Annotated in this window: 22 protein-coding genes; 14 read left to right on the top strand and 8 right to left on the bottom strand. The window is 65.7% G+C overall.

Features of this window, described 5'->3' with window-relative positions:
* Nucleotides 1-87: 87 nt before the first annotated feature.
* Nucleotides 88-1,896, bottom strand: coding sequence for an AMP-dependent synthetase/ligase (locus tag WHH00_RS11230; protein WP_406632803.1), 1,809 nt, complete (start codon nucleotides 1,894-1,896; stop codon nucleotides 88-90).
* Nucleotides 1,897-2,085: 189 nt separating this feature from the next.
* Between WHH00_RS11230 and WHH00_RS11225 the strand changes: the two genes are divergently transcribed.
* The gene (locus tag WHH00_RS11225) at nucleotides 2,086-3,180 is read left to right on the top strand and encodes an ROK family glucokinase (RefSeq protein ID WP_406632801.1); all 1,095 of its coding nucleotides are present in this window, start codon (nucleotides 2,086-2,088) and stop codon (nucleotides 3,178-3,180) included.
* 77 nt (nucleotides 3,181-3,257) lie between these two features.
* Here WHH00_RS11225 and WHH00_RS11220 read toward each other — a convergent pair whose 3' ends face one another.
* Genes WHH00_RS11220 through WHH00_RS11210 form a run of 3 tightly spaced genes read right to left on the bottom strand, consistent with a single transcriptional unit; the run spans nucleotide 3,258 to nucleotide 5,438 of the window.
* Nucleotides 3,258-3,845, bottom strand: coding sequence for a hypothetical protein (locus WHH00_RS11220; RefSeq protein ID WP_406632799.1), 588 nt, complete (start codon nucleotides 3,843-3,845; stop codon nucleotides 3,258-3,260).
* A complete protein-coding gene (locus WHH00_RS11215; protein ID WP_406632797.1) occupies nucleotides 3,832-4,653 on the bottom strand; it encodes an alpha/beta hydrolase in 822 nt (273 codons plus the stop codon). The genes WHH00_RS11220 and WHH00_RS11215 overlap by 14 nt, the downstream gene beginning before the upstream one ends.
* Entirely contained in the window at nucleotides 4,650-5,438 is a 789-nt protein-coding gene (locus WHH00_RS11210; RefSeq protein WP_406632795.1) for an alpha/beta hydrolase, read from the bottom strand. The genes WHH00_RS11215 and WHH00_RS11210 overlap by 4 nt, the downstream gene beginning before the upstream one ends.
* A 111-nt stretch (nucleotides 5,439-5,549) precedes the next feature.
* Between WHH00_RS11210 and WHH00_RS11205 the strand changes: the two genes are divergently transcribed.
* Nucleotides 5,550-6,374: a lysophospholipid acyltransferase family protein gene (locus WHH00_RS11205; protein WP_406632793.1), complete on the top strand. Its 825-nt coding sequence runs from the start codon at nucleotides 5,550-5,552 to the stop codon at nucleotides 6,372-6,374.
* 73 nt (nucleotides 6,375-6,447) lie between these two features.
* Entirely contained in the window at nucleotides 6,448-7,842 is a 1,395-nt protein-coding gene (locus WHH00_RS11200; protein ID WP_231456524.1) for a class II 3-deoxy-7-phosphoheptulonate synthase, read from the top strand.
* Nucleotides 7,843-7,873: 31 nt separating this feature from the next.
* Here WHH00_RS11200 and WHH00_RS11195 read toward each other — a convergent pair whose 3' ends face one another.
* Together WHH00_RS11195 and WHH00_RS11190 are read right to left on the bottom strand one after the other, a co-directional pair.
* Nucleotides 7,874-10,084 carry a protein kinase domain-containing protein gene (locus WHH00_RS11195; RefSeq protein ID WP_406632791.1) on the bottom strand — a complete coding sequence of 737 codons (2,211 nt, stop codon included), beginning with the start codon at nucleotides 10,082-10,084 and terminating at the stop codon, nucleotides 7,874-7,876.
* A gap of 100 nt (nucleotides 10,085-10,184) precedes the next feature.
* Entirely contained in the window at nucleotides 10,185-11,570 is a 1,386-nt protein-coding gene (locus WHH00_RS11190) for a LysM peptidoglycan-binding domain-containing protein (protein ID WP_406632788.1), read from the bottom strand.
* Nucleotides 11,571-11,810: 240 nt separating this feature from the next.
* Here WHH00_RS11190 and WHH00_RS11185 point away from each other — a divergent pair, with 240 nt between their 5' ends.
* Complete coding sequence (locus tag WHH00_RS11185; RefSeq protein WP_188813264.1) at nucleotides 11,811-12,164, top strand: Rv2175c family DNA-binding protein; 354 nt, start codon at nucleotides 11,811-11,813, stop codon at nucleotides 12,162-12,164.
* A gap of 73 nt (nucleotides 12,165-12,237) precedes the next feature.
* Here WHH00_RS11185 and WHH00_RS11180 read toward each other — a convergent pair whose 3' ends face one another.
* Both WHH00_RS11180 and WHH00_RS11175 read right to left on the bottom strand, forming a co-directional pair.
* A complete protein-coding gene (locus WHH00_RS11180; RefSeq protein WP_406632786.1) occupies nucleotides 12,238-13,332 on the bottom strand; it encodes a polyprenyl synthetase family protein in 1,095 nt (364 codons plus the stop codon).
* On the bottom strand, nucleotides 13,329-13,856 hold the full coding sequence (locus WHH00_RS11175) for a hypothetical protein (RefSeq protein ID WP_406632784.1): 528 nt from the start codon (nucleotides 13,854-13,856) through the stop codon (nucleotides 13,329-13,331). Before WHH00_RS11175 ends, WHH00_RS11180 begins: the two co-directional genes overlap by 4 nt.
* A 75-nt stretch (nucleotides 13,857-13,931) precedes the next feature.
* Here WHH00_RS11175 and dinB point away from each other — a divergent pair, with 75 nt between their 5' ends.
* The 10 genes from dinB (at nucleotide 13,932) to murD (ending at nucleotide 26,236) form a co-directional block, all read left to right on the top strand.
* On the top strand, nucleotides 13,932-15,158 hold the full coding sequence (dinB, locus tag WHH00_RS11170) for a DNA polymerase IV (protein ID WP_406632782.1): 1,227 nt from the start codon (nucleotides 13,932-13,934) through the stop codon (nucleotides 15,156-15,158).
* Nucleotides 15,159-15,432: 274 nt separating this feature from the next.
* Nucleotides 15,433-15,807 carry a DUF3040 domain-containing protein gene (locus WHH00_RS11165; RefSeq protein ID WP_104188817.1) on the top strand — a complete coding sequence of 125 codons (375 nt, stop codon included), beginning with the start codon at nucleotides 15,433-15,435 and terminating at the stop codon, nucleotides 15,805-15,807.
* A 392-nt stretch (nucleotides 15,808-16,199) separates the two neighbouring features.
* Nucleotides 16,200-16,628, top strand: a complete 429-nt coding sequence (mraZ, locus tag WHH00_RS11160; protein WP_102977276.1) for a division/cell wall cluster transcriptional repressor MraZ — start codon at nucleotides 16,200-16,202, stop codon at nucleotides 16,626-16,628.
* Nucleotides 16,629-16,791: 163 nt separating this feature from the next.
* The gene (gene rsmH / locus WHH00_RS11155; RefSeq protein WP_406632779.1) at nucleotides 16,792-17,784 is read left to right on the top strand and encodes a 16S rRNA (cytosine(1402)-N(4))-methyltransferase RsmH; all 993 of its coding nucleotides are present in this window, start codon (nucleotides 16,792-16,794) and stop codon (nucleotides 17,782-17,784) included.
* Nucleotides 17,781-18,527, top strand: coding sequence for a hypothetical protein (locus tag WHH00_RS11150; RefSeq protein WP_406632777.1), 747 nt, complete (start codon nucleotides 17,781-17,783; stop codon nucleotides 18,525-18,527). The genes rsmH and WHH00_RS11150 overlap by 4 nt, the downstream gene beginning before the upstream one ends.
* A 48-nt stretch (nucleotides 18,528-18,575) precedes the next feature.
* Complete coding sequence (locus tag WHH00_RS11145; RefSeq protein WP_406632775.1) at nucleotides 18,576-20,372, top strand: peptidoglycan D,D-transpeptidase FtsI family protein; 1,797 nt, start codon at nucleotides 18,576-18,578, stop codon at nucleotides 20,370-20,372.
* 82 nt (nucleotides 20,373-20,454) lie between these two features.
* On the top strand, nucleotides 20,455-22,101 hold the full coding sequence (locus WHH00_RS11140) for a UDP-N-acetylmuramoyl-L-alanyl-D-glutamate--2,6-diaminopimelate ligase (RefSeq protein ID WP_406632773.1): 1,647 nt from the start codon (nucleotides 20,455-20,457) through the stop codon (nucleotides 22,099-22,101).
* A gap of 6 nt (nucleotides 22,102-22,107) precedes the next feature.
* On the top strand, nucleotides 22,108-23,574 hold the full coding sequence (murF, locus tag WHH00_RS11135) for a UDP-N-acetylmuramoyl-tripeptide--D-alanyl-D-alanine ligase (protein WP_406632771.1): 1,467 nt from the start codon (nucleotides 22,108-22,110) through the stop codon (nucleotides 23,572-23,574).
* On the top strand, nucleotides 23,571-24,680 hold the full coding sequence (gene mraY / locus WHH00_RS11130) for a phospho-N-acetylmuramoyl-pentapeptide-transferase (protein ID WP_406632769.1): 1,110 nt from the start codon (nucleotides 23,571-23,573) through the stop codon (nucleotides 24,678-24,680). The genes murF and mraY overlap by 4 nt, the downstream gene beginning before the upstream one ends.
* Nucleotides 24,677-26,236 (top strand): UDP-N-acetylmuramoyl-L-alanine--D-glutamate ligase, encoded by a 1,560-nt coding sequence (gene murD, locus WHH00_RS11125; protein ID WP_406632767.1) that lies wholly within the window; start codon nucleotides 24,677-24,679, stop codon nucleotides 26,234-26,236. Before mraY ends, murD begins: the two co-directional genes overlap by 4 nt.
* The last annotated feature ends 1 nt before the right edge of the window (nucleotide 26,237 follow it).

Here is a 26,237-nt window from a genome sequence, read left to right as displayed (position 1 = left end):
GGAGCAGCTGAGAAAAACAACGAGAGGGTCCCCCGTCAGGAGGGCCCTCTCGTTTCGTTGCGGTAGTGGTTGAGGCAGCGGTGCCTGCTACGAACGCGGCGCGGCGTACATCTCTTCTATGACCGTTTCAAAGTCCTTCATGACCTGGGCACGCTTGACCTTCATGGACGGCGTCAGGTGGCCGGATGCCTCTGTGAAGTCGGCGGGGACGATGCGGAACGACTTGATCGCTTCGGCCTGTGAGACGGAGGCGTTGGCCGCAGTGATCAGGTCCTGGACTGCCGCCTTGACCACCGGGTTGTTTGCGGCGTCCGCAATGGAGGTGTCCGCGGGGAGGTTGTGGCGCTGCAACCAGCCGGGCAGGGCTTCCTGGTCCAGGGTGACCAGGGCGCCGATGAACGGCCGGTTGTCTCCCACCACCAACACCTGCGAGACAAGCGCATCCGCGCGGATCTGGTCTTCCAGCAGGGCCGGAATGACGTTCTTGCCGCCGGCGGTGACGATGATTTCCTTCTTGCGCCCGGTGATCCAGACGAAACCGTCCTCATCGAGGCGGCCGATGTCGCCGGTACGCAGCCACCCGTCGTCGAAGGTCTCGCCGGTGAGGTCGGGCCGCTGGTAGTAGCCGCGCATCACGCAGACGCCCTTGGCAAGGATCTCCCCGTCCTCTGCGATCCTGACCGAGTTGCCGGGCAGGGGCTTCCCAACGGAGCCGATCTTGATCAGTGAAGGGGTGTTCACGGATATGGGGGCGGTGGTTTCGGTCAGGCCGTATCCTTCGAGCACCTGCAGTCCGATGCCCTGGAAGAAGTGGCCCAGGCGTTCGCCCAGGGGACCTCCGCCGGAGACTGCGTGGGCCACGTGCCCGCCCATGGCCGCCCGCAGCTTCCCGTAGACGAGCTTGTCGAACAGTGCGTGGCGGAGCTTGAGGCCCAGGCCGATGCGGCCGTCCTGCCGTGCTTTGGAGTACGCGATGGCGGTATCGGCCGCCTTATGGAAGATCGCTCCCTTCCCGCCGTCCTCAGCCTTGGTCAGTGCGGAGTTGTAGACCTTTTCGAAGACGCGCGGCACCGCGAGTATGAAGGTTGGCTCGTAGCTCTGCAGGTCTGCCAGGAGGTTCTTGATGTCCGGGGTGTGGGCCACGGTGGTGCCGGCGGCCATGGCGAGGACAGAGATAAAGCGGGCGAAGACGTGCGCCAGGGGGAGGAACATGATGGTCTTCGCGTTTTCATGGACTATCTCGCCAATGATGGCCAGCGCGTTGTCCGAGAGCTCAACGAAGTTTCCGTGCGTGAGTTCGCACCCCTTGGGCCTGCCCGTGGTGCCGGAGGTGTAGATGATGGTGGCGGTGTCGCGCAGCCCTGCGGTTTTCCTGCGGGCCTCAAGGTCGTCGTCGCTGACGCCCCGGCCGGCTTCGCGGAGGGCATCGAGACCGTTGCCTTCGAGCTGCCAGACATGCTGGAGCGAGGTCAGTGCTTCAGCCGTAACCGCCTGGCGGATGATGTCCTCATGGTGGGCTGCCTCGCCGAAGGCGGCCACAGCACCGGAGTCACCGAGGTTCCACGCAACCTGGGAGGGTGAGGACGTTTCGTAGATGGGAACGGAGACGGCTCCGGCGAACCAGATGGCAAAGTCCACCAGGGACCATTCATAGCGGGTGCGGGACATGATGCCCACGCGGTCGCCGGCTCCCACGCCGCTGGCCATCAGCCCCTTTGCCAGCGCCCTGACGTCAGCCAGGAAATCGGTGGCGGAAATGTCCTGCCAGGTTCCGGAGGCATCGAGTCGCGAAAAGAGTGCCGGGTTGCTGGCCTTTGCTGCCTGCCGCAGCACAAGGTCGGTGATGTTGGTCTCCGGTGGGACAACAACAAGAGGCGGAACACTGAATTCGCGCACTATAGCTCCTTTGATATCCGAGGTCCCGCACAGGGGCATGCCTAAAGACTAGTACGCCCGTGCCGGACCATGCAGTATCTAAAGTTACTGGCCAGTAACTTTGCCGTCAACGGTGCGCTGCGACACGTGGGTGGCAACTCCGCCTGTCCACACGGTGCCGTGGAATATGCCCACCTAGAATGGGGAACTATGTACGCACCGCCCCCCGGCAAGCAGCCCGGGCCCCTGAGCAGACCTGCCCCCTGGAGGGCGCGGCCCACCTCGCGCCGGGCGCGGACACGGCACGACGGCGGTGGCTTCCGTGAGCACTTGCGCCTCGGCCGCAAAGGCCTCGCCATTGGCATCGACATCGGCGGCACCAAGGTGGCAGCGGGAGTGGTGGATGCCGACGGCCGCATACTCAGCGAAGCGCGGCGCGCGACCCCCGGCAGTGACCCCCGGGCAGTGGAGCAGGTCATCGTGGAGCTGGTGGAGGAGCTCGGCAGGGGGCACCGGATCTGGTCCGTGGGCATCGGCGCCGCCGGGTGGATGGACCTCGACGGCGGCACGGTGCTTTTCAGCCCCCACCTGGCCTGGCGCAATGAGCCGCTGCGGGCAAACCTACAGCAGCTCCTCCGCCGGCCGGTGCTCCTGACCAACGACGCCGATGCCGCGGCCTGGGCGGAATGGCGCTTTGGAGCCGGCCAGGGGGAAGACCGCCTGGTCTGCATCACCCTGGGTACCGGCATCGGCGGTGCCATGGTGATGGACGGCAGAGTGGAACGCGGACGGTTCGGTGTGGCCGGCGAGTTTGGCCACCAGATCATCATGCCCGGCGGGCACCGGTGTGAATGCGGAAACCGCGGCTGCTGGGAACAGTATGCGTCCGGGAATGCGTTGGGGCGTGAAGCGCGGATCCTGGCCCAGGCAAACTCCCCGGTGGCCCAGGACCTGCTCGCGGCGGTGGGCGGGCGGACCGAGCTCATCACGGGAGCGATTGTCACGGAGCTCGCACTTGCCGGCGACCCGGCGTGCCGGGAGCTGATCGAGGAAGTGGGGGAGTGGCTCGGGCTGGGGCTGGCCAACCTGGCGGCGGCCCTGGACCCCGGGCTTTTCGTCATCGGAGGCGGACTGTGCTCAGCAGGGGACCTGCTGGTGGAGCCCGCACGGAAGGCATTCGCCCGCAACCTGACGGGGCGGGGTTTCCGGCCGGCCGCCGGCATCCAGCTCGCTGCCCTCGGGCCGAACGCGGGACTCATCGGCGCCGCAGACCTGTCCCGCGTCAGCAGCCGGGCGCGCCGCTGAAGTCATCCCGCGCACTCCTCCTCTGTGCCTGGCGGCGCTCTGTTGCCTGGCCGCGCAGCCGGGGAGGGCCGGCCGCGCTAGACGCGTGCGCCGTCGTCGTTCTCGTCTTTTTCCTGCGGCAGCTTCATGATCAGGTACACGGTTCCCAGGACGAACGCCGCAACGATTCCCACGATGGCCAGGAGCGGGGCGGAGCGCCAGAACATCACGGACAACAGGAGCGCTACCGGTCCGCCCACGGCGGCCAGCCATGCCAGCATGGTCAACGGATCCGTTCCGGCCAGGCTGGGCGGTTCCTCCGGGACGAATTCACCGTCATCCGGGTTCACACCGTAATCACGGGGTCCCGACGGGAAGCCTGCTCCAGTGCCGGGGACCGGGGTCTGCGCGGGGGCCTGCCGCTCTGCCGCGGACAACTCGGCAGGAGCTGTTCCCGCAAGGCCGAGCGGATCGAAGTCGCGGAACGCGGGCGGCCTTCCACCCGGCGCCGCCGTATCCTGGCGCGGTGCCGCATCCGTGGCGGGATCGATGGCGGTGCCAGTGCCGGTGGTGCTGCCGGTGCCTGCGTCGGGGGAACCGGATTCAAGCCGGGCCACCAGGTCCAGCCAGACGGCGTCGTCCTGGTTGGCGCCCTGGTCCGGGGAACCGGAATCAGGCCTGTCCATGGTGCGTGGCCTCCAGGTCCGATGCTGCACTTGCCGCCGGCCGTTCCGGACTTCCACCGGAAACCACCGCCCGGATGAACTCCACGGAGCCCTGGAAGATCTGCTCGGCGTCGTTGTCCAGGGTCGCTACGTGGTAGCTGTTCTCGAGGCGGACCAGCTCCAGGGGAGCGTGCGTCAGTCCGCGGCGGAGCGCATGGATGCTGGAGTCCGAGACCACGTGGTCAATGGCGGACCGGTAGACCCGGACGGGGGCGGTGACCCGGGGCAGGATCCTGATGGTGTCCTTGAACAGCTTGTTGAGCTCATGCGCGGCAGCTACCGGGGTCCGGGCATAGGCGCCTTCGTCCATGCCCTCTTTGAGGATGTCGTTTCCGATGGCCGGCGTACTTTTCATGACCAGCTTCAGGATGCCGGCCAGCGGAGCGCGCGGATCGTCAATGACCAGCCCCGGGTTGACCAGGACCACCCCGGCCACTGGCCGGGTGGCAGCGATCCGCAGGGCCAGCGCGCCACCCATGCTCAATCCTGCCGAAAAGACGTAGTCGCAGTCCGCGTCCAGCTCCAGGTAGGCGTCATCCAAGGCACCGTGCCACTGCTGCCACCGCGTACGGGCCAGTTCCTGCCAGCTGGTGCCGTGTCCGGGCAGCAGTGGCATGCGCACGGCGAAGCCGGCGCCTGCCAGGGCTTGGGCCCAGGCGCGCAGCCCGTGCGGGCTGCCGGTAAACCCATGGGAGAGGACCACACCGATGCGGGGCCCGCCTCCGGTGCAGCTGCTGCTGAAGGGACTGTGGTCCAGGCTGGAGGTCATGGAGTCTCCAATGCGGTGTTTTGGCGGGCGAGGGCGTGGAAGAAAGCACTGGATTTCGCAAAGATCTCCGGGGCGTCCACGTCCAGCGTAGCCACATGTCCGCTGCTGTGGAGGTCCACCACCTCAGTGAGGTGCGCGCCGAGGCCTTTGCGGAGCAGAGCCAGGGAAGTCGGCGGCACCACCGCGTCGGTGCGGGACTTGAAGACCTGGACAGGTGCCGTGACCTTGGGCAGGCCGCGGGCGGCGGCGCCAAAGAGCTTCTTCAGCTCGTGCACGGCAGCCAGGGGAGTGCGTGAGTAGTCCCCGTCATTGGTGACTGCCGCCGTCGCCTGTTCCTCCCCTATAGGGAGGGTCGTTCGCTGGAAGTACTTCAGCACTCCGATCACCCGGACCCGGCGGTCGTAGAAGCTCAGGCCCGGGTTGACCACGGACACCCCGGCAACGTTGTGCCGGGAGGCGGTCAGCAGCGCAATGGCACCACCCATGGAAAGCCCGGCCACGAAGCATGTTTCGGTTGTCCGCCCGAGCTCCAGGTAGGCGGCCTTGAAGCTGCGGTACCAGTCGCTCCACCGCGTCCTCGCCAGCTGGCGCCAGTCGGTACCATGGCCCGGCAGCAGGGGGACCGTCACGGCGTAACCCTGCGAGGCAAGGTGCTCGGCCCACGGCAGGACACTGAGGGGGCTTCCCGTGAAGCCATGGCAGATGGCTATGCCAATCCGCGCATTGGGCCCGTGTCCGGGGTAGCTGAAAGCGGCAGGAGGGGACGGGGTGCTGCTTTCGCTCATGCCTCCATCGTGTCACTGTTCCGGACAATTCTCACTAGAGTAGGGTTGCATTGAACTGCCGGACAGGCCCGACGCGGGGCCTGCAGGCCGCCTTCCGGAGGGGTTTCTCACGTGTTCTATTGGGTCATGAAGCGGATCTTCCTCGGTCCTGTGCTGAAGCTCCTTTTCCGCCCCTGGGTGAAGGGGCTGGACAACATTCCGGCTGACGGCCCGGCGATTATTGCGTCCAACCACCTCTCCTTTTCCGATTCGATCTTCATGCCGTTGATGGTCCGCCGGCCGGTGGTTTTCCTGGCCAAATCGGAGTACTTCACCGGCACCGGCATCAAGGGCAGGCTGACTGCCCTGTTCTTCCGCCTGACCAACCAGCTGCCCATGGACCGGTCCGGGGGAGCTGCCTCGGCAGCCTCGCTGACTGCCGGCATGGAGGTCCTCTTGCATGGTGGACTGCTGGGCATCTATCCGGAGGGGACGCGGAGCCCGGACTCGAGGCTCTACAGGGGCAAGGTTGGCGTGGCCAGGCTTGCGCTGCAGGCCGGGGTTCCGGTGATACCAGTGGCAATGATCGGAACGGACAAGGTGCAGCCCATCGGCAAGCGGCTGCCGAACATCCGCAGGATCGGCATGATCTTCGGCGAGCCGCTCGACTTCAGCCGCTACCGGGACCAGGCCGAGGACCGCGACATCCAGCGGAAAGTCACCGATCAGATCATGTTCGAACTGATGCGGCTCTCAGGGCAGGAATACGTGGACGAGTACGCTGCAGTGGTAAAGCTGCGGCTGGCGGGCAAGGCCGTGGAACCGGCAGCTGCCGCAGAGCCCCTGGCTTCTCCGGCGGCTGATGCCGGCCGCGGGGAGACCTCGCCCGGCGCCAGCCAGGGCACCCCGCAGGACATGCGCAAAGCGGACGACGGCGGGGCTGCCGCCGCCGGGTGAGCGGCTTGTGACGTTGCGGGCGGTGTGCGTGACAGTGCGGTGTCCCGGGGCCCTGCACGACCGCTAGTCTTAGATGGTGACTGAGCTATCTGCAAAACCCGCCTTTTCGCTGTCCAGCACCGCCCAGAGCGGAGCAGCCGACTATCCCGGACTTGATAACTGGCGGGACCTGCCCATCTCCCAGCAGCCCAGCTGGCAGGACCGGGACGTGTTCGACGCCTCGGTGAAGGAACTCTCCGTCCTTCCCCCGCTGGTTTTTGCCGGAGAGGTGGACGTCCTCCGCGAGCGGCTGGCCGCCGCCGCCCAGGGCAAGGCCTTTCTGCTGCAGGGCGGTGACTGCGCCGAAACCTTCGAAGCCGCCACGGCAGATAAGATCAGCGCCCGGGTCAAGACCATCCTCCAGATGGCCGTGGTGCTCACCTATGGTGCCGCGATGCCCGTCATCAAGATGGGCCGCATGGCCGGACAGTTCGCCAAGCCCCGTTCATCCAATGACGAGACCCGCGACGGCGTAACACTTCCCGCCTACCGGGGCGACATCGTGAACGGTTACGAGTTCACTCCTGAGTCCCGGGGCCACGACGCCTCCCGTATGCTCCGCGCGTACCACACGTCCGCTTCCACGCTGAACCTGATCCGCGCCTTCACGCAGGGCGGGTTCGCGGACCTGCGTTCGGTGCACCAGTGGAACAAGGGCTTCACCGAAAACCCGGCACACGCACGCTACGAGTCCCTGGCCCGCGACATCGACCGTGCCATCAAGTTCATGGCCTCCTGCGGCGCCGACTTCGAAGCCCTGAAGCGGGTCGAATTCTTTGCCAGCCACGAAGCCCTGCTGCTGGACTACGAGCGGGCGCTGACCCGGATCGATTCACGCACCGGATTCCCGTACGACACCTCCGCCCACTTCCTCTGGATCGGCGAGCGGACCCGCGAACTGGACCACGCACACGTTGACTTCCTCTCGCGGGTGCGGAACCCCATCGGCGTGAAGCTGGGCCCGTCCACCACCGGGGATGACGCCCTCCGGCTGATCGACAAGCTGGATCCGGAGCGCGAGCCCGGCCGGCTGACATTCATCACCCGCATGGGGGCCGGCAATATCCGCGAGAAGCTGCCCGCCGTCGTCGAAAAAGTCACCGCGTCCGGCGCGCAGGTTCTGTGGGTCACCGACCCCATGCACGGCAACACCGTGACGTCCCCCAACGGCTACAAGACACGCAATTTCGACGACGTCATCGACGAAGTGCGCGGCTTCTTCGAAGTGCACCACGCGCTGGGGACCGTTCCCGGCGGCCTGCACGTGGAAATGACCGGCGACGACGTCGCGGAGTGCCTCGGCGGCGCCGACCCCGTGGACCAGGACGCGTTCCTGGACCGTTACGAGTCCGTCTGCGATCCGCGGCTGAACCACATGCAGTCCCTCGAAATGGCCTTCCTGGTAGCTGGAGCCCTGGCCAAGCACTGACACCATCCGGTGGTGTGGGCGGTTCCTCCGCCTACACCACCGTCAGGGTAATCACTGAGCCCTCGGGGACCTCCGTGTTTACGGGATCCTGGTCCCGGACCGTGCCGAAGAAGCCGCCGAGGATATTGTTCACTTTCACATCGAAGCCGAGCTGGCGCAATGCCTGTTCGGCGTCTTTGGCCTGCTTGCCGATGTAGCTGGGAACCTCCACCATCCGGGGACCCTTGGAGATGGTCAGGGTCACGGTACCGCCGCGGGTGAGCGTTCCGTCCGCGGGTGCCTGGCTGGACACAGCGCCTTTGGGAATGTCCCGGCTGAACACCTGCTCGCCAGCCACGTCCGCCTGGAGCCCGGCTGCCGTGATGGCATCAACGGCGTCGTCCTGCTCCTGGCCCACCACCACCGGCACCGGTAGAGGCTCGGGCCCCTTGGACACGACGAGGCTGACGGGCGTACCGCGCCGGACATCCGTACCTGCCGAGGGATCCTGCGACAGGACTGTGCCGGCGGGGGCCTGCTCATTGAATTGTTCCGTCACAGGGCCCAGCGCCATTTCCGCCGCGTTGAGGCCGTTCTTGGCCTCCTCAAGGGTGCCGCCAGCCAGCTCAGGCAGCGGAAAAAGCTGAGGCCCCTTGGAGACAAAAAGGGACACGGGCTGGAACTTGCGGACTTCGGCGCCCTCGGCCGGTTCGCTGCCCACCACCAGGCCCGAAGGCACGTCATCGTCGAAGACGTCCCTTGTGACCGACCGGAAGCCGGCGTCGCTGAGCAACTGCTGCGCCTGCGCCACGGTTTTGTTGGCGACTGAAGGAATTGAGGCGGCTGCGCCGGGGCCCATACCGAAAAACCAGCCCGCGCCCGTTGCCAGGAGGGCGGCAACCACCAGGATTATCACCCACAGGACGCCGCGGCGCCGGGGGTTTCCCTCCCTCAGCGTCCGCGCGGGGGTGGCCGCAGCCCGGGCACGTGCCCTTTCGTCCTCCTTGTCTGCCTTGCGCTGGGCACGCTTGCCCAGCACCGGCGGAGGGGGAGGCCATGCCTGGTCCTCGTCCGGTGGTGAAAGGGTGGGCCTGGCAGCACCGGGCGCCAGGCCCGAAGGCTGCACATTGGACCGTGACTGGCCCGGCGGGGGCGGGTAGGCGGGCGCTGCCCGCTGTCCGTATGGCATCACCGTTGTGGGATTGTTCGTGCGGCCGATGACCTCGGTGGGGTGCTGGACATGCACGGTGTCAGTACGCGTGCCGTCAATAAACTCGGTTTTATCGGCCCCGGCTGGACCGCGGGACGGAGGGGGGCCCGGGGGCGGGGAAGGATACCGGCGCGGGGGAAGCTGTTGGTCCCCGCGCACGGGGACGGCTGCCCCTGCTGCAGCCGCGGGCGGACGCAGGTCCAGTTCAGCATCCGTGAGGTTGGTCCTGATGTGCCGCAGTTCCTGGAGCAGGGCATTCCCGTCCACCGGCCGGTTCTCGGGGTCGCTGGCGGTGCACCACTGCACGAGTTCGTCCAGTTCGGCGGCCAGGCCCGGGACCAGTGCCGACGGCGGCCCCACCGTCCCGTGGACGTGCTGGTACGCGACCTGGATGGGGACCTCGCCGTCGAACGGCTGCCGTCCGGTAAGCATCTCGTACAGCATGATGCCCAGGGAGTAGATGTCGCTGCGCGCGTCAGCCGGGCGTCCCAGGACGAGTTCAGGGGAGAGGTAAGCGACCGTGCCGATCAGCGCGCCGGTGCTGGTGGCGGTGGTGACGGCGCGGGCCAGGCCGAAATCCCCGATCTTGATCCGACCGTCGTCGGAAATCAGAACATTCTCCGGCTTGACGTCGCGGTGGATGAAACCGGCGGCATGGGCGGCGCCGAGCCCTTCGACCACCGGGTCGATCAGCGCCAGTGCCAGCCGCGGCGGCAGGGCGCCCTTCTCATTAATAAGGTCACGCAGGGTGTGGCCCTTGATGTATTCCATGACCAGGTACGCCGTGGGGCCGTCGTTCCCCTGGTCGAGGACCCCCACCACGTGGGGGTGGGACAGCCGTGCAGCCGCCTTGGCCTCCCGGCCTAGCCTGCCCAGGAAGTTGTCATCAGCGGCGAGGTGCGGATGCAGCACCTTGAGGGCCACGTCCCGTTCCAGCCGCTGGTCCACGGCAAGGTAGACCGTGGACATGCCGCCGCGTGCGAGCTTGGACCGCACGGCGTACCGGTTGTCCACCAGCGTTCCTACAAGAGGGTCAGACACGTGTTCCTGCACCCTACGATCCTAATCCCCGCAACGGAACGGGCCCGAACCAATACCGGTCCGGACCCGTGCCGAATGTTTCGTCCCCCCAGGGCGCGGCCGCCCCGGCAGCTCAGCCGAAGTTTTTCTGGTGTGCCTTGATGGCTGCGACATAGGCCTTGGTGTCGTCGTACATGCCGTACTTGCTCACCGAGTACTGGCCCTGGTAGTAGCCTGCGATGGCCGTGTCCTTGTCCTTGCTGGTGGCCAGGAGCTGGCGGATGATTGCCACACCGGCCGTTGCGTTGTCATAGGGGTCCAGCAGGTTCAGCTTGCGTCCTACCAGGTCAGATGCCCACTGGCCGGAGGTAGGGATGACCTGCATGGTTCCGATGGCGTTGGCCGGGGACACTGCCCGCTGGTCGAACCCGGATTCCTGGTGCGCGAACGCAAGGGCCAGGGAGGGTTCCACGCCCATGCGGCGCGCGGTGTCCGCCACGATGTTTCGCATTTCGGCGCGGGAGGGCACAGGAGAGGCGTTCAGCAACGCCTTGTTCTCGTTGGCGGAGCTGACCACTGCGGCAGGGTAGCTGAATCCCAGGAATGAGCTCGGAACCAGCGGGGTGACCGAGGCGGCCGGCTGCGGCGCGGCGCCCTGGCCGTTGGCCCCCGGGATGGCCAGCTTGTTGCCCGGGTAGATGACACTGGTCATGGCCAGGCGGTTGGCGGACAGCAGCTCGGAGAGCTTGACGCCGTGCCGGGATGCTATCGCGGAGAGCGTGTCTCCGGCTTTGACGGTGTAGGAGCCGGAAACCGGAGCCGCAGGCGCGGCGGGAGCCGACGTTGAGGCAAGCCCGCCTCCGGAAGGAGCCGCGGCGGGCGCGGGAGCCGCATCACCGGCACCCACCTTGATCTCTTGTCCCGGGTAGATGATGGAGCGCATGTTGAGGTTGTTCCACGAGAACACATCGGACAGGCCTACGTTGTGCCGGGCGGCGATGGCACCCAGCGTGTCACCGGGCTTGACCGTGTAGGTGGCTCCGCCGGCAGGTGCGGCTGCGGGTGCGGCCGGAGCGGGGGCGGCGGAGGGTGCTGCCGGCGCAGTGGCCGAACCGGAAAGCTTGATCTTCTGGCCGGGGTAAATGATCGTGTTCGCCTGCAGGTTGTTCAGCTTCAGAACCTCAGCGGTGTCCAGCCCGAATTTGCCGGCAACGGCGCTGATCGTATCGCCGCGGGCAATCGTGTACTCGGCCGGGGCCTGCGGCTGTGCCGGCTTGAAAGCGGAGGGGATGGCCGTCGAAACCGACGACGCCGGGATCACTGCCGCGGTCGCCTGTGCGGCCTGGGCTTTCATGGCTGCTGCAAGGGTCCCCGGAATGGAGCGGACGGGCTGCTCGGCAGCAGCGGGCTGGGCCAGGGCCAGGGATGACAATACAACCGCTGGCAGCGCTGCCGTCGTTGCGGCGAGCATAGGAAGGCTCGGCTTGGGGGGCTGCTTGTGCGAGCGGGACATCGTCATGGAAAGAATCCTCTTCTCAACTGCGGGCGCGGGCAGGGATGCCGCTGTTTCCGATACTACTGTTACTGCTGTTAATGCTGTTACAAATGTGGTCAATGAGAATCTCTCACGGATTGTTGATTAGCACAAGAATTCGGGGAACCGCTGCAAGGAATAATTTCGGGAGTGTCCGCAGGTCAATGGATACCCGCTGAATGCATCAACTAGGCGACGGGGCGCACGCCGTGGCAACCTTGATCCGTGAGTAACGTAGAAAACCTTGTGGGCGAATGGTTGCCCCTGCCCGACGTCGCCCGTTTACTGGATGTTTCCATCACGAAGGTGCACAGCCTGCTTGATGAACGAGCCTTGGCGGCGCTGAGGGTTGGTGAACGGAGAATCAGGTCGGTGCCTGCGGAATTTATTCAGGACGGCCAAGTGGTGGACAGCCTCAAGGGAACAATTGTTGTCCTGTCCGACGCAGGGTATTCGGACGAGGACCTGATCGTATGGCTCTTTACCCCGGATGAGTCATTACGCGGACGCCCCATTGATGCCCTGCGTGAGGGCCGGAAAACAGAAATACGTCGAAGGGCCCAGACCCTCGCCTGGTAACTCCAGGCAATCGTAAATCCGGGCACTCGCCCGGTAATTGCGGCACGGCACTTCGCCGGCCGGCCGCAGGCCGCTAGGAGGCCCGGCTGACGGTCGCTTCAGCCAGCCTCCGAAGGGCAGTCTTCGGCAGCTCGACCAGGGGGAGTGCCTCCAGGGCCTCGAACGCGGCGGCACCGAATTCATTGATGAGGACCTCGGTGGCCGCCAGCGCCCCGGACTCCTCAATGATCCGCCGGAGCTCGTTGATGTCTTCTTCCGAGAGGTCCGGGCTCCCAAGCCTGGCGTCGATGAAGGCCGCCTCGTCAGCCGTTGCCTGGTCCATGGCCAAGGCAACCAGCACGGTGCGTTTCCCCTCCCTCAGGTCGTCGCCGGCCGGCTTGCCGGTTGTCAGCGGGTCGCCAAACACGCCGAGCACGTCATCCCGGAGCTGGAACGCTTCCCCCAGGGGCAGTGCAAACGCCGAGTAGCCGCGGAGCAGGTCATCAGACGCTCCCGCGAGGGCTCCTCCGAGGGCCAGCGGATGTTCGGTGGAGTACTTGGCGGACTTGAAACGGATGATGGACTGCGCCCGCGAAACTGCGCCTGCGCGGTCCCTGGCGGGCCCGGCCACTTCTTCCAGGATGTCCAGGTACTGGCCTGCCATCACTTCGGCCCGCATGAGGTTGAAGATCAGCCTTGCCCTGCTGCCCGCAGCAGCCCGCTCGCCAATGTCGGTGAAGGCTTCCTCACTGAAGGACAGGCAAAGATCTCCCGCCAGAATGGCCGCGGCCTGCCCGAAGCGTTCGCTGTCCAACGCCCAGCCTTGTGAGCCGTGCAGATCGCTGAACCGGCGGTGGACGCTGGGTCCGCCCCGCCTGGTATCGGAACGGTCGATGATGTCGTCGTGGATCAGTGCAGCGGCCTGGAACAACTCGAGGGCGGCGCCTGCCGTGACCACCTGCTGGGCTGCCGGTTCTCCGCCGGCCCCCCGCCAGCCCCAATAGCACATCAAGGCCCGCAGGCGCTTGCCGCCGGTGACCAGATTGGAGATTGAACCCATGATCGGATCAATGTCCGGGGAAATGGAGGACATGACAGACTGCCGCGAGGCCAGGAACCCGGTCAGCTCGCCGGCCACCGCCGCCACGAAGTCCGCCTGTTCATGCCGGAGCTGCTCGGCCGCCGTCACTTGGCTGACTCAGCTGGCACGTTGGCGCCGATGGTGAAAGTGGAAACTCCCGCTGCTTCAACAACCGAGATGTTAACAGTCTCGCTGTCCCCCCGGACAAAGTCCCTGGAAGCCACTGCCCCCACGGCTTCGCCGGGTACGGCCTTGAAACCCTGCCCTTCAAGCGCCTTGACGTAGAATTCGAGGACTGCCGCGGTGGGGGCCGCAACGGTACCCACCAGCGCGGCTGTGGCTGGGGTGGATGCCTTATCGAAACTGCTTGAGACAACTGTGGCGCCCGGCATGAGGGGAAGGAGCTGTTGGGGGAACCCGTCCACCAGGGCGCCAACGGTGGCGGAGGTGTTGGGCGTAGCCGAACGGCTCGGGGAAGCAGTTATGGTGGACGCGGAAGTCGCCGGCGCCGATACGGAGGCCGAAGGGTCCTGGCTTGCTGACGGAGTTGGACTGCAGGCTGCAAGTGCCAGGACTGCGCCGGCAGCGAGAACTGCCGCGCCTGCTGGCTTGAGGTTTCCAAAGACCGTCACAGGGACTTTCCTCCTGGTGTTGATGCCGGATTCAGCCTTCAGTTTAGTCAGTACAAAACGGCTAGGATTGCAGCCGTGGGGCCCGAAGGTAAGAACCAGCCACCCGGAGCGCTGCTTCCGGGACGCAGGCGCAAGTGCATCATGCACGTGGACATGGATGCCTTTTACGTATCTGTCGAGCTGCGGACGCGTCCTGAGCTCCGCGGCAAGCCTGTCATCGTTGGCTTCCCCGCGGACCGTTCCGTGGTTCTCTCCGCCTCCTACGAGGCCCGGGCGTTTGGAGTGAAATCAGCCATGCCGATGGCCGTGGCGTCCCGGATGTGTCCGCAGGCGGTCATCATCGAACCGCGCCACAAGCTGTACTACGAGGTCTCAGCCCAGCTGATGGCTATTTTCGGGTCAGTCACGGAACTCGTGGAACCGCTCAGCGTCGACGAGGCGTTCCTCGATGTCACCGGCGCCATCCGCCGCCTGGGGCCGCCGCGGGGCATCGGGGAAATGATCCGGCGCCAGGTAGCTTCGGAGCTGGGCATCACCGCGTCTGTAGGCATCGCGGAATCAAAGTTCGTGGCAAAGATTGCGTCAACACGCTGCAAGCCGGACGGACTGCTCCTGATTGGCCCCGACGAAACCGTGCCCTACCTGCATAGCCTGCCGGTTGGGGCGCTGTGGGGCGTAGGTGCCAAAACGGCGGATGTCCTGGCAAAGATGGGCATCAGGACGGTCGCGGATGTGGCAGCAACGCCGGTGGCCACCCTCAAGAGGATGCTGGGTGCCACGGGAGAGCATGTCCACCAGCTGTCCTGGGGTATTGACCACCGCGCAGTGACTCCGGTCCGGCTGGAGAAGAGCATCGGCGCCGAGGAGACCTTTGCCGTCGACACGGCGGACGACGCCGTGCTCCACCGCGAACTCCTGCGGCTCTCCCACCGGACGGCCTCGCGCCTGCGAAGCTCCGGGATGGTGGCCCGGACCATCGCGCTGAAATTAAGGTTTGCCGATTTCTCAACCATCACGCGCAGCCGGACGGTCCACACCCCGGTGGACAGCGCCCAGCTGATCTATTCGGTGGCGCTTCAGCTGCTGGAGTCGGTAGGGGAGAGGACCATGACCGTGCGGCTTGTGGGCGTACGCGCCGAACAACTGGAAGATGCAGCCCGCACCTCGCTGCAGCTGAGCATCGACCGGCGGGACGAGAACTGGCGCGCGGCCGAACAGGCCCTCGACGAGGTGGCACGCAAGTTCGGCAGCAAATCCGTCCTTCCTGCCCGCTTGATGGAGCCAGGAGCCGGCCCTGAATAATGCCCTGGTTGCGGCGGCCGGGGGCTCTTCGTTAAGTCATTGCCGTCTTTCAGAACAGCCCTCAACAAACTATCCTTAGATGTACATAGTTTTTGAGTGACTGGACTTACTGCCGGACCCTCTTGGACATGCTCCCGCTCCCGCGGCGGCGTGCCTGGTTACCGACTTTTGCCAATGTGGGCGGGGCGGGAACCTCTTAGGCACAACAGCCGTTAACGGTGCAGAAGTAGTGGCTGGGATCAGCCCGGACGTTGGCCTACAAAAGGAGGTCGTGATGCCGCTGTCGGAGCACGAACAGAAGCTGCTTGAGCAGCTGGAGAAGCAGCTTCACGAGGACGACCCGAAGTTCGCAAATTCCATGGGTTCAGACCCAGGGCGTTCATGGTCCACGAGGCACGTGGTGATTGGCGTCCTCTGCGCCTTGGCCGGCGTCTTCCTGTTGCTCGTGGGTGTCACTCTCCAAAATATCTTTGTTGGAGTGTTGGGCTTCATAGTGATGGGCGGCGGCGTTTACTTCGCCACCATGCGCAGCAGCGCGGCCGCGAAGCCGGGATCCAAGGCAGGCAGCCGAAAGCCCGGCAAGCAGAAGAACTCCTTCATGAGCAGCCTCGAGGAACGCTGGGACGAAAGGCGCAGGGGCGAACCCTGAACCACCGGGAGCCGCCCGTGAGGGCATCCCCACTTTCCTCCCCTGTGGAGTAAACGAGAACAGACCCGCCAGTGGCGGGTCTGTTCCCGTTTAACATGCCCTTCGCCGAAATGCCCTTGATTAGCTGGCGATTGGGGCGGGAAAGCCACTGCGTCTGCTGCTGAGCCGGCGCCCACGTCCTGCCGGCGTGGAATCGCCGGGCAGCAGAATTCCTCCACTTTCCACCCCCGCCCTCAAATCCGCGCCAATTCAGCGTTCCTTTCCCACGAAGTGGAGGTCCACCAGCCCGGTTTGCGTTGACTGTGGGGGAAAGTGGAGTAATGTGGAGGACATAAGAGGGTAGTTGCAACATAGGGGATGTGCAGTTCCTGACATGGACAGGCGGTGGGCCAGTGTTTCTTGGCACTCACTCGCCGCGTCTGGATGAAAAGGGACGGATTATCCTCCCCGCCAAGTTCCGTGAGGAACTCGCCAGCGGGCTGGTGCTCACAAGGGGCCAGGAACGTTGCATCTACGTCTTCAGCGAGAAGGAATTTGCGCGGGTCCACGAGCAAATGCGGGAGGCACCAATTTCCTCCAAGCAGGCGCGGGACTACATCCGCGTTTTTCTCTCTGGAGCCTCGGACGAGGTACCTGACAAGCAGGGGCGCGTGACTATTCCACCGGCGCTCCGGGAGTATGCAGGCCTCGGCAGGGAGCTTGCCGTCATCGGCGCCGGCTCACGCGCCGAGATCTGGGACGCCCAGGCTTGGACCGAATACCTCGCGGAGAAGGAAACAGCCTTCTCTGAGACTGATGACCCCATTCCGGGCATTCTCTGACCGGGTGGACAGCAGGCAGTTTCTTGGATGAGATCTCCAGCCGCCCATCGGCTGGCCATCCTGGCTCACTTCCCCGGAGCCAGGCTGGCGGACGATAGGCGCGGATGGGGATCTGGTCCCAGAAGCACCAAAGGCAACACCCGACGGCGAGAAAGGACGAGGCATGAACGAACACCCGAAGCCCACGTCCGAACGCCATGTACCGGTCCTTCGGGACCGGTGCATCAATTTGTTGGCACCAGGATTCGAGGCAGCCAGGCTGCGCGGCGAAACACCGGTAGCCGTCGACGCCACCCTGGGCATGGGCGGCCATTCCGAGGCCATGCTGCAGCGTTTTCCGGACCTGCACCTCATTGGCATCGACCGCGATGAAGAAGCGCTCGCGCTTGCCGGCGAGCGGCTGGCCCCGTTCGCCGCCCGCACCGACCTGGTACACGCCGTCTATGACGAGATCCAGGACGTCCTGGCTGACCTTGGCGTCCCCGAGGTCCACGGCATCCTGATGGACCTCGGTGTCTCTTCCCTCCAGCTCGACGAACGCCAACGCGGGTTCGCCTACTCCTTTGACGCCCCCCTGGACATGCGGATGGACACCAGCCGAGGCCAGACTGCGGCGGACGTTGTGAACAACTACTCCGAAGAGGAACTCGTCAGGATCATCCGGAAGTGGGGCGAGGAAAAGTTCGCGGGCCGGATCGCAAACAGGATTGTTGCAGCGCGGGCCGCCAAGCCGTTCGCCACAACCGGAGAGCTTGTTGAACAGATCCGGTCAGTGGTTCCGGCGTCCGCGGCAAAATCCGGCGGGCACCCCGCCAAGCGGACTTTCCAGGCTCTCCGGATCGAGGTCAACGAAGAACTCGACGTCCTGGAGCGTGCCGTTCCGGCCGCAGTGGACTCCTTGGCCATGGGCGGACGGATTGTTGTCATGTCCTACCACTCCCTGGAGGACAAGATCGTCAAGAGCGTCCTGCAGGCACGGTCCAAATCCTCCGCTCCGCTCGGATTCCCGGTGGAGCTGGAAGAGCATAAGGCCGAACTGAAAACCCTCACCAAAGGCACCGAGGTGCCCACCGCCGTCGAAATCGCCGAAAACCCGCGTGCTGCCTCTGCAAGACTGCGCGCGGCGGAACGAATCAGAGCCAGGAGAGCTGCATGAGCACCGCTGCCGTCAAGAACTTTCCCGTCGCTTCCGGCAGTTCGGCGGCCGGCAGGAATCTTCCGGCCCGCACCTCCGATGACGGCCGGAAGTCCCGGACTCCGCTGTCGGTGGTACGCAGTGCGCCCCGCAAGCGCCGGGCACCGTTTGTGGTGCTCTGCTTCGCCATGCTTGCACTGGCGCTGATTGCCGTGCTGGTGCTGAACATTTCGGTGTCCACCGCCCAGTACCAGCTGGTGGAACTGCGGGCCAAGCAGAGCACCTTGACCAAGCAGAACCAGGACCTCACCCAGCAGGTGCAGAACTTCGAAGCACCCCAGAACCTGGCCGCCAAAGCCAAGGACCTGGGAATGGTGGCCTCCACCGTCAAAGGCCAGATCGATCTGTCCACCCTTTCTGTCACCGGCAAGGCGACGCCCGCCGTCAAGGGAGGCGCGGAAGGGGCTGTCATCCCCGCGCCGGCCGTAGCCGGACAGCTGATCGTCGTCCCGCCGGCAACCAAGGGCGAACCGCTGGCGAGCCGCAAGCCGGCCGAAGCGGCTGCTCCCGCAGCCCAGGGCGGCGAAGCAGCCGATGCTGCTGCGTCCGGCACGGCAACATCGGGTGCTGCGGCCCCGGCAGCCGGTGATCCCGCTGCTGCGGCAGCGGCAGCTGCAGCAGCTGCAACAGCCGCCGCCGCGGCAGCCGTTGAGCTGAACGGGGGATCCGTCCCCGCACCGGAACAGAAGGTGCCCGGACAGTAAGACGGCAGGTCTGGCAGGCAGCAGGGTCGAACAGCAAGGAATATCAGGGTGGCGCAGAGGACCGGCAAGGCAAACAACGGCAGGGTGCCCAACGCCACCAAGCGCTTGCGCCTGGGCCTCGGCATCATGCTGACGCTCCTGCTGGTGGTGGGCGGCAAGCTCTTCCTGGTGCAGGGACTGGACGTCGGCGGCATGGCCGAGGCCGCCCTGAACAGCCGGATGAAGCAAACCGTCCTCCCGGCAGAACGCGGAAGCATCCTGGACTCCCGGGGTACCGTGCTCGCCAACAGCGTGATCCGCTACAACGTGGTGGTGGACCAGCGCGTCAACACCAAAACGGAGACATTCAAGCGCCTGGACGACGCCAAGGAGAAACTGGTGGACGTCAGCCGGGAACAGGGGCTGACGGAACTGGCGGCCGCCCTTGGCATGGAAAAGGACGCGATCCGCGAGGCCGTCACCGGGCAGCAGCCCTATTACATTGTGGCCAAGGACGTGAAGCCGGACGTTGAGGACCGCATCTCGCAGCTCCAGATTCCCGGCATTGTGACTGAGGGCGTCAGCAAGCGTGTCTACCCGAACGGGTCTGTGGCGGGCGGCATCATCGGTTTCCTCCAGGACGGCACCACCGGCCAGGCGGGGATCGAGCAGACCCAGGATGGACTCCTGAAGGGTGCGGACGGCAAGAGGCTGTTCGAGATCGGTGCGGACGGCCTGCGCATCCCTGTTGGCGTGGATGAACTGACCCCGCCGGAGGACGGCAAGGACGTCAAGCTCACCCTCAACTCGGACCTCCAGTACTTCGCGCAGCAGGCCATCCAAAGCCAGACGGAGAAACTGAACGCCGAGTGGGGCTCCATCATTGTGATGGACGCCAAGACCGGAGACCTGGTGGCCATGGCGGACACCAACTCGCCGGACCCGAACGATCCCGGCAGGGTGGCAGCGAAGGACCGCGGTGTCCGCTCTGTCACAGCAGCCTACGAACCAGGCTCGGTGCAGAAGATGATGACCGTGGCCGCTTTGATTGAAGAGGGCAAGGCCGGCCCGCTCGACGAATTCACCCTGGACCCGACCTACACGGTGAACGGCCAGACCTTCAGCGACTCCTTTGCGCACGGCACGGAGAAGCGGACGCTCGCCGGCATCCTGGGCTACTCGATGAACACCGGAACCGTCATGTCCGGGCAGCGGCTGAGCAAGGAACAGCGCTATGACTGGCTGAAGAAGTTCGGCATCGGCGAAGCTCCGGACATCGGCCTGCCCGCCACGGCCTCCGGGATACTCACGCCCTGGCAGCAGTGGGACGGCCGGCAGGAGTTCACGGTCCTGTTCGGCCAGGGCGTCTCCCAGTCCACGCTGCAGACCGTGCGTGCGTTCCAGTCAATCGCCAACAACGGCGTGATGCTGCAGCCGCGCCTCATCGACTCGTACATCTCCGCGGATGGAACCGAGGAAAAGGTTGCGCCTGCGGAACCACGCCAGATCGTGTCGGAAGGCACCGCCCAGCAGGTGCAGGACATCCTGGAGAGCGCGGTGACTGAGGGCCAGATCAAGGATGCCGGCATCGATGGCTACCGGGTGGGGGCAAAGACCGGCACCTCGGAGTCCCCGTGCGACGACGGCAAGTCCGGCTTCTGCGGCTACACCGCCTCGATCGTGGGCATGGCCCCCATGGATGATCCGCGGTTTATTGTTGAGGTGGTACTCCAGCGGCCCAAGGGCAGCATCTACGGGATTACCAACGGGCCGGTCTTCCGGTCGGTCATGAGCCAGGCACTGCGGACCTACAACGTCCAACCGTCCACGGGTGAACCGGCCAGGCTGGCCCAGTTCGCCAAGTAATACTCCGGCAGCAGCCGCAGCAGCCCCGGCTGCTTCGGCTGGTTTACGCCGGGCACGGTCCACTAGCACCATCGGAGATCCCTTGTCAGAGTTCAACGCGTCCGATCAGCGCCCTGCCCCTCAGGGAATTGCCCCGCAGGGACAGGGCAGCCAGGCACGCTTCCGCCCCTCCGCTGTGGAGGCGGTCCGGCTGGAAAGCATTGGTGACGCTGTCGGCGTCGTCATCCCGGGGGCCTCGGCGGATGTTGCGGTGACAGGCATCTCGCTGAATTCCCGCACCGTGGAACCAGGCGACCTGTACGTGGCCCTGCCCGGTGCTGTCAGCCACGGCGCCGACTTCGCCGCCCAGGCCATTGAAGCGGGAGCGGCGGCCGTCTTGACGGACGACGCCGGTGCCCGCCTGCTTGCCTTGTCCTCCGACACAGCGGTCCCTGTGCTGGTGGTTGACACCCCCCGGAACGTGGTGGGGCCGCTCTCCGCCATGATCTACCGCAGCGGGCAGGATGCTTCCCCCCAGTTGTTCGGCGTGACAGGCACCAACGGCAAGACCACCACCACCTACTTCATTACCTCGCTGCTGCGTTCGCTTGGCAAAAAGATCGGCCTGATCGGCACCATAGAGATCCTGGCCGGCGGGGACCCCATCCCCAGCCTCCTCACCACTCCGGAGTCCCCGGACGTCCACGGGCTGCTGGCGCTCATGCAGGAAAAGGCCATCGACGCGGCAGCGATGGAAGTCTCGTCCCACGCGATCTCCTACCAGCGGGTGGACGGCGTATTCTTCGACGTCGCGGGCTTCACCAACCTCACCCAGGACCACCTGGACCTGCACCACACCATGGAGGACTATTTCGCCACGAAGGCGGAGCTCTTCACGCCCGCCCGTGCGCGGAAGGCCGTAGTGACTGTCGACGACGAATGGGGCCGCCGCCTTGTTGGCAGCGCCGGGGTGCCGGTCACCACCCTCAGCACCTCAGGGGAAAACCCAGCCGACTGGACCGTTACGGAAACCGTGCCCCGCGGGCTGGGCACGGAGTTCACGCTCAGCGGGCCCGGCGGCACCGTCCTGCGCGTCCACACAGGGCTTCCCGGAAGCTTCAACGTCGCCAACGCGGCCCTGGCGGCAGTGATGGTGCTCGCCGGCGGCGTGGACGCCGCCACCCTGCAGGCTGCCCTCGACGCCGGCGATCCCTTTACGGTGGCCGTGCCGGGACGGATGCAGCTGGTCTCTGAACAGCCGGCCGCCGTCGTGGATTTCGCCCACAACACCGACGCGCTGGCCCGGGCGCTCGAAGCGGTCCGGTCACCGGAACCGGGGTCCCGGCTGATCGTTGTGTTTGGTGCGACAGGCCAGCGGGACCAGGGCAAACGGCCGGCCATGGGCGCCATCGCCGCCCGGCTTGCCGACACCGTAATCATCACCGACGACGACCCCCACGACGAGGACGCGGCAGCCATCCGCGCCGATGTCCTTGCAGGGGCCAGGGAGGCCCAGGAGACGGAAAAGCTGCCCTGCACCGTGCTTGAAGTCTTCCCCCGTGACACGGCCATTCAGCGCGCCGTGGAACTCGCCCGGCCGCACGACACCATCCTGGTGGCCGGCCGCGGCCACGAGGTGTGGCAGGAAGTGAAAGGCGTCAACCTCGCACTCGACGACAGGGTGGAGCTGCGCAGCGCCTTGACAGCCAGGGGATTCAACGTTCTCCAAGACGACCGGATAGAGTCCTAGACCGAGATGATTGCATTTACTGCGGCGGAAATTGCCGATATCACCAAGGGGCGCCTGGACGCCGATCCTGGAATCACGCCTCTTTCGGTGGTCACGGATTCCCGCGAAGCCACGCCGGGGTCGCTCTACGTGGCGAAACCCGGCGAGTACGCTGACGGCCACGACTTCACAGCGGACGCCTTCGCCGACGGTGCCACACTGGCCCTCGTGGAGCGCCCGGTGGCCGGCCCTGACGGCGTCCCCTACCCTTCCATCGTTGTTCCTGATGCGGTGCTGGCCATGGGCGCGCTCGCTGCGGAGGCCGTCCGCAGGATCCGCGCCGCCCGTGCCGAAGCACAGGACGAACTGACAGTCATCGGCATCACCGGCTCGGCGGGAAAGACCACCACCAAGGACCTGCTTGCAGGGATCTTCGCCCTGCACGGCAACACGGTGGCGCCGCGCGGTTCCTACAACGGCGAGATCGGGGTGCCCCTCACGGTCTTCACCGCCGGAACCGATACCCGGTACCTGGTCATCGAGATGGGCGCCACAGGCATCGGCCACATCAGCTACCTCGCAGACATGGTCAAGCCGGATATCGGCGTAGTACTCGGCGTGGGAACTGCCCACGCCGGCGAATTCGGGGGAGTGGACAACATTGCCCTGGCCAAGGGCGAAATGGTGGAAGGCCTTGCAGCCTCCGGAACCGCTGTCATCAACCTCGACGACGACCGGGTGGCGGCCATGCGCGCACGCACCGTTGCGTCCGTCGTCGGCTTCTCCGCAGAAGGCCGGCCCGACGCCGCCGTGCAGGCGCTGAACGCGGACACCAACACTGACGGCAACCCAGAATTCGACCTCCTCCTCCCCGGAGAAGGCACGCCGCACCACGTCAGGAGCCGGCTGATCGGCGCCCACCACACGGGCAACCTGCTGGCAGCGGCAGCGGCCGCGTGGGCAGCAGGTATTCCCGGCGCAGACATCGCCGCGGCGCTCAGCAGCCAGGCGGCCGCGAGCCGGTGGCGCATGGAGCGCACGGAACGCGCTGACGGCGTGACCATCATCAACGATGCCTACAACGCCAATCCCGAATCCATGCGGGCCGCGCTGCGCACGCTCGCCGACCTTGGACAGGGCAGGCGCACCTGGGCAGTCCTGGGCGCCATGCTGGAGCTCGGCGAGGACTCCATCCGCGAACACACGGCCGTGGGCACCCAGGTGGTCCGGCTCAATATCTCCCGGCTGGTGGTGGTGGGCAGGGAAGCCCGCGCGCTCTACGTCTCCGCCGTCCAGGAGGGCTCCTGGGGGGACGAGTGCGTCTTCGCCGAGACCGCCGATGAAGCCTTCGAACTGCTGGACGCCGAACTCGAACCCGGCGACCTGGTGCTGTTCAAATCGTCCAACAGCGTTGGACTTCGCCACTTGGGCGATCGGATAGCATTACCCCGACAAACCCCGCAACCCGCCGATGAAAGGAGCTCTCTGCTGTGATTGCACTTTTGATCGGCGCCGGACTGGCCCTGCTGTTCGCGCTGGTAGGCACGCCGCTCTTCATCCGGCTCCTGGTGCGCCGCGGGTACGGACAGTTCATCCGTGACGACGGACCCACCTCCCATCACACGAAACGCGGAACGCCCACCATGGGCGGGACCGTGGTGGTTGCCGCCGTCCTCTTGAGCTACGGACTGACCCACCTCATCATGCTGATGGTGAACCCGGCTTCCCCAGGCCCCTCGGCATCTGCCCTCATCCTGCTGTTCCTGATGGTCGGCATGGGACTTGTGGGTTTCCTGGACGACTTCATCAAGATTTCGCGCCAGCGCAGCCTGGGCCTCAACGCCAAGGCCAAGCTCATCCTGCAGGCCGCCGTCGGCATTATGTTTGCCATCCTTGCCTTGAACTTCCCCGATGAAACCGGCCTCACGCCGGCTTCCACCAAGATTTCCCTGGTGCGGGACCTGCCGTGGCTGGACCTGGCTTTCGGCGGGACGGTGCTGGGGGCCATCCTTTTCGTCATCTGGTCCAACCTGATCGTTACCGCTGCCACCAACGGGGTGAACCTCACCGACGGCCTTGACGGGCTGGCGGCCGGGGCCTCGGTGATGGTGTTCGGCGCCTACACCCTCATGGGAATCTGGCAGAGCAACCAGGCCTGTGGTTCCCCCCGCGAGGCGGGCAGCGGCTGCTACCTGGTCCGGGACCCCCTGGACCTCGCACTGCTGGCAGCCATCATGAGCGCGGCCCTGGTGGGCTTCCTCTGGTGGAACACCTCGCCGGCGAAGATTTTCATGGGCGACACCGGCTCGCTGGCCATCGGCGGTGCCATCGCGGGTTTCGCCATCCTTTCCCGGACCGAGCTGCTGCTGGGCATCATCGGCGGGCTGTTCGTCCTGATCACGCTGTCCGTCATCATCCAGGTGGGCTACTTCAAAGCCACGGGGGGCAAACGCGTCTTCAAGATGGCGCCTTTGCAGCACCACTTTGAACTCCAGGGCTGGGCGGAAGTGACGGTGGTGGTCCGCTTCTGGATCCTCGGCGGACTCTTCGTCGCCGTGGGCCTGGGAATCTTCTACGCTGAATGGGTTGTGCTGTTATGACCGTTTTCCCACGCCTCCAGAATCTTGTGAGCTGGGACTCCGACTGGTCCGGACTCCGGGTGGTCGTCACCGGCATCGGGGTCTCGGGGTTCGCCGCTGCGGACACCCTGATCGAACTCGGTGCCCGGGTGGTGGTTGTGGACGCGGCCACCAGCGACAAGGCGAAAGCCCACGCCGACACCCTTAAAATTGTCGGCGCTGCGGACGTCCTGCTGGGCGAGGACGCCGTCACGCGCATTCCCAGGATCGACGGCGAACTGCCGGAACTGATTGTCACGTCGCCGGGGTGGCGCCCGGACCAGGCCCTGCTGGCCGCGGCCGCACGGGCCCACATCCCGGTATGGGGAGATGTTGAACTGGCCTGGCGCGTGCGCGTGCGGGAAGGCCGCAAGACCGCGGACTGGCTTGCCATTACCGGAACCAACGGAAAAACCACCACTGTGGGGCTCACCGAATCAATGCTGCGGGCGGCCGGGCTGAAAGCCATCGCCGTAGGAAACGTGGGTACGCCCATCCTGGATGCGCTCCGGGATCCGGTGGAGTACGACGTCCTGGCCGTGGAGCTTTCCAGTTTCCAGCTGCACTGGTCCGAATCCCTCTCGCCGGTGGCCAGTGTCTGCCTGAACGTCGCCGAGGACCACGTCGACTGGCATGGATCCTACGATTCGTACCTTGCGGACAAGGCCAAGGTCTATGAACGCACCCAAAAGGCCTGCCTCTACAATGCGGAGCAGATCGAAACCGAGCGGATGGTGGAAAACGCCGACGTGGTGGAAGGCTGCCGCGCCGTCGGATTCACCACCGTCACCCCCGCCGTCAGCATGCTTGGGGTTGTGGAAGGGCTTTTGGTGGACCGGGCGTTCATCGAAGAGCGCCGAAACAGCGCCGCGGAACTTGCCGCCATGACCGACCTCGGCGCGCTGGCGCCCCGGCACATGGTGGCCAACGCCCTGGCGGCCGCAGGACTGGTACGTGCCTACGGCGTCGAACCCAAGGCTGTCCGGCAGGGGATCCAGGACTATGTACCGGGAGACCACCGCATCCAGCCGGTAGCCCGCCACAACGGTGTCCTGTGGATCAACGACTCCAAAGCGACCAACCCGCACGCGGCTTCGGCCTCCCTGGCAGCCTTCAGCAACGTCATCTGGATCGCCGGAGGACTCTCCAAAGGAGTGACCTATGACGACCTGGTGCGGGAACACGCCCAGCGGCTCAAGGCCGTGGTGCTCATCGGAACTGATTCCTCAGCGCTGGCCGATGCCCTCCGGCGACACGCGCCCGATGTCCCCGTGATCGGGACGGCCCCGGGTGAAACTGAACAGGTGCAGACTGCTGCAACAGACGGCACAGAGGCCGGTTCTCCCGCCGCCGGGAAAGCCGTCATGTCCCGCGCAGTTGCGTCAGCAGCCCAGCTGGCCGGGTCCGGCGATACTGTGCTGATGGCTCCGGCAGCTGCTTCCATGGATCAGTTCTCTTCCTACGCTCACCGTGGTGACACTTTCATCGAAGCTGTCCGCGAGCTGGTGGAAGGGCAGGCCCAGACCGGCGAGGAGTAAC

Origin of the sequence: Pseudarthrobacter quantipunctorum (assembly GCF_045291495.1) — a bacterium.
In the GTDB taxonomy this organism is placed as follows: Bacteria; Actinomycetota; Actinomycetes; order Actinomycetales; family Micrococcaceae; genus Arthrobacter; species Arthrobacter quantipunctorum.
The sequence above is the reverse complement of the archived record's forward strand: the minus strand, read 5'-3'. Positions and strand labels throughout refer to the sequence as shown.